Source organism: Intestinibacter sp. (assembly GCF_034113885.1).
Taxonomy (GTDB): domain Bacteria; phylum Bacillota; class Clostridia; order Peptostreptococcales; family Peptostreptococcaceae; genus Intestinibacter.
Genome location: NZ_JAXEWM010000204.1, coordinates 1 through 3,326, shown reverse-complemented (window position 1 = coordinate 3,326; position 3,326 = coordinate 1). Strand labels below are relative to the sequence as shown.

At 30.6% G+C, this 3,326-nt stretch carries 3 protein-coding genes; 2 read left to right on the top strand and 1 reads right to left on the bottom strand.

All coding sequences use genetic code 11. The features are described 5' to 3' along the window. Positions 1 to 1,315, bottom strand: a 1,315-nt coding sequence (locus SPD90_RS12635; protein WP_320925461.1) for a leucine-rich repeat domain-containing protein, incomplete at its 3' end; no start/stop codon positions are given. A gap of 179 nt (positions 1,316 to 1,494) precedes the next feature. Here SPD90_RS12635 and SPD90_RS12630 point away from each other — a divergent pair. Both SPD90_RS12630 and SPD90_RS12625 read left to right on the top strand, forming a co-directional pair. After that, positions 1,495 to 2,895: a DUF3329 domain-containing protein gene (locus SPD90_RS12630; protein WP_320626716.1), complete on the top strand. Its 1,401-nt coding sequence runs from the start codon at positions 1,495 to 1,497 to the stop codon at positions 2,893 to 2,895. 2 nt (positions 2,896 to 2,897) lie between these two features. Continuing rightward, the coding region (locus tag SPD90_RS12625; protein WP_320925460.1) for a glycosyltransferase family 2 protein at positions 2,898 to 3,326 on the top strand (429 nt) is incomplete at its 3' end.

The window sequence follows — 3,326 nt, the reverse complement described above, 5'->3', positions numbered from 1 at the left end:
TCCAACCTATACTTGTTACTCCTTTTGGTATAGTTATACTTTGTAGACTTTTACATTTTTCAAAAGTAGAATTTTCTATAATAGTTATTCCTTCTGGGATACTTATACTTTCTAAGCCTACACACGCATTAAATGCATCATTTCCTATGCTTGTTACTGATTTTGGTATAGTTATACTCGATAAACTTCTACAGCCAGCAAAAGCATGTCTTTCTATGCTTGTTACTCCTTCTGGAATAGTTATACTCGATAAGCTATAGCAACTATCAAATGCAAACTCGCCTATAGTTTTTAACCCGTTTGGAAGATTTATACTTTTTAAATTTTCACATCTGTAAAAAGTATCACCTTCTATACTTGTTATTTTTTCTGGAATAGTTATACTTTCTATACTCAAACAGCTAGAAAAAGCTGATTTTCCTATACTTGTTACCCTCTCTGGTATATTTATACTTTTTAGATTATAACAACTACTAAAGGCACCAGCACCTATACTTGTTACACCTTCTGGGATAACTATACTTGTTAAGCTTGAGCAATTAGAAAAAACACTATTTTTTATACTTGTTATTCCTTTTGGTATATTTATACTTGATAGCTTTTCACAATATTGAAAAGCAGATGCATCTATATTTGTTACTCCATCTGGTATATTTATATTTTCCAAACTTTCACAGTTATAAAAAGCTGATTTTCCTATACTGGTTACCCCCTCTGGGATAATTATACTTTCTAAAGCTCTACAATTATAAAAAGCATATTCCCCTATACTTGTTACTCCATTTGGTATAGTTACATTATTTAAAGCTTCACACCATCTGAAAGTATACCTTTCTATACTAGTAACCCCTTTTGGAATATCGACACTTATTAAACTTTTGCAATTAGAAAATGCATATTCTCCTATGCTTGTCACTGTTTCTGGTATATTTATACTTAATAAACCTTCACAACCATAAAAAGCATTTGCACTTATACTTGTTACCCCTTCTGGTATACTTATACTTGTTAATTTTCTACAAGATCCAAAGGCATATTTTCCTATACTTGTTACTGGATATCCATTTATAGTCTCTGGAATTACTAAATCTCCAGAAATACTAATATCAGTATCGGTAATAGTAGCCTTACCATTCGAAATAGAGTAATAAAGCCCTGTTCCTTCAAGCAAAGTCCCTTCTTCAGCAAAGGATTGATCTACCCCTTGAAACAAATCAAGCTTCTCAAATAAATCTACCTTCTTTAAACACTCCCATCCTTGAAAATTAGTTAATGTTAATGCCATTGCTAAAAACACCGATATTAATTTTTTCATTGAAACTTCCCCCATTCTTATATTTTTAACTTCCTCTAACTTAATTTTAATCTATATAATCAGATTTATAAACTTATTTATATCAATGTTAACAATTTTGTATCTATTATGTAATATTTCCGTTAAAAATTTGTTGTATAATTGTAAAGTAATAATTTTAAACTTAGGGAGGAATATAATTGATAAACAATAAATCGATATTCAGCAGCACTACAAAAAAATCAGATAGTGCAGCTAAAAAAATCATTTTTATGCTAATTTTAGCAATAATATTTATAGCCGTATATATTTTAAATCAAAAAACACACTTAGTATCTGATGACTTCAGATATACTTTTTTGTACGAGAACTTTTGGCCTAAGGAAAGTACACCTAGAATAACTGGTTTTACAGATATCTTTCACTCTATGTACAACCATTATTTCATGTGGGGTGGAAGAATCGTCGCTCATACAATGCTTCAATTTATACTTATGTTTGACAAGCAGGTCTTCAATATAGTTAATTCACTAGTATTCGTAGGATTAGCCGTAGTTATTTATCTTCACTGCAATGTAAATAAAAGCATAAATCTTCCATTATTAGCTGGAATATGCTTTTGTCTATGGTTTTTTACGCCTAATTTTGGATTAACTGTGCTTTGGGCTTCTGGTGCTTGTAATTATTTATGGTGTAGCCTTATCGTGCTTTTATTTTTGTTGCCGTACAAGAGATACATAGAGCTATACGATACAGACAATGATGGAGTGTTGAAAAATATCGCGATGCTTTTATTTGGTCTGATAGCTGGATGGACTAATGAAAATACAGGTGGAGCTATGATTTTCCTTATAATGATGTTTATGGTCTACTATAAATTCATTGGATTGAAAATTCCTAAATGGTCTATTTTAGGATTTTTATCAAGCTGTGTCGGCTTTGTGCTTTTAGCGATTGCACCAGGTAACACAGTTAGAAATAATACTGCTCTAGAAAAAACACTAGATATAGTAGGTAATATAGTAAAAATAACTACATATACCTACAATATGTCAGTTGTTCTTTTCGTTTTATTTTTTATAATATTGATATTCTTAATCTGGACTAACAGCAACAAAAATTTAGTAAGAGAACAAGCTACATTATCTATAATGTATCTTCTAGCTGCCTTTGCTGGAATATATGTATTAGCTATATCTCCACAAATATCTATCAGAACGTGGTTTGGACCTATTATGCTTATAATAATAGCTACAGGAAATTTATATGCGAATATAAATATAAACAACATGAATAAAAGTTTAATTTATTCTATATTGGCTGTTTTATTAGTATTTACTAGTGTTCAATTTATGGTAGAATATAGTGTGGTTTATTACGATATTGCAAAAACTTACGATGAAGTAAATTATCAAATAGAGACAATTAACGAAGAAAAAGCCAAAGGAAACTTAGATATAAAAGTAAAAAATATATCTATACCTCAAACTGACTACAACGCATTTTTAGGAACTAGATATATAATGGACAATCCAAAATCATGGTTTAATACATGGATGGCAAAATACTACGAAATAAATTCGATAGCGGGGGTGAAATAATTTTGAAGAAAAAAACACTATCAATAATAATACCGATGTACAATGAAGAAGAATCGCTTCCTCTTTTATACAATAGATTGACCGGTTTAGCCGATAATATAAAGGACTACGACATAGAATTTTTATTTGTAAATGATGGAAGTAAAGATAATTCTCTAGAAATTGTAAAACAGCTTCATAAGGTTGACAAAAGAGTATGTTACTTAAATCTATCTAGAAATTTCGGTAAAGAGGTCGCAATGGGAGCGGCATTTGACTATGTAACTGGAGATGCAGTCGCAATAATAGATGCAGACTTGCAGGATCCACCAGAACTAATAATCGAGATGCTAAAATACTACGAAGAGGGCTACGACGATGTATATGCCAAGAGAAGAAGCAGGGACGGTGAATCATGGCTTAAAAAGTTTACATCAAAAGCATTTTACAAT